This is a genomic window from Marinicauda pacifica (genome assembly GCF_004793635.1).
Taxonomy (GTDB): Bacteria; Pseudomonadota; Alphaproteobacteria; order Caulobacterales; family Maricaulaceae; genus Marinicauda; species Marinicauda pacifica.
Genome location: NZ_SRXV01000070.1, coordinates 1 through 310 on the forward strand (window position 1 = coordinate 1; position 310 = coordinate 310).

Sequence of the window (310 nt, forward strand, 5' to 3'; positions counted from 1 at the left end):
ATCATGTCGCCAGGCGTGCTCGGGGGGATGATTGACTACGCGCCTCAGGACTCCCTGCTGGATGAAGACCTGGTGGAAGTGGTGGCCAAGCGCTTGCTCGAACGGATCAAGGCTCCGTTCAAAGTGGACGAGATCGAGATCGATCTGACAGCCACTGCCGGCGCTGTTCTCTACACCGGACCCGACAGCTTCAAGCAGGGCTTCGTGGCCATTCAGCAAGCCCAGGACAGCCACAGTAATTTCGCGTTATCTGACGGTCAGCGCTTCGGTGATCCCGCACCCAATCTGGCGCTGATGAGCCGCATGATGA

General features: G+C 59.0%; 1 protein-coding gene. It reads left to right on the forward strand.

Annotation, left to right across the window (positions count from 1 at the left end; translation table 11 throughout):
- Positions 1–27 precede the first annotated feature (27 nt).
- A partial coding sequence (locus E5162_RS14425; protein WP_135945959.1) for a nucleotidyl cyclase domain-containing protein occupies positions 28–310 on the forward strand: 283 nt, incomplete at its 3' end.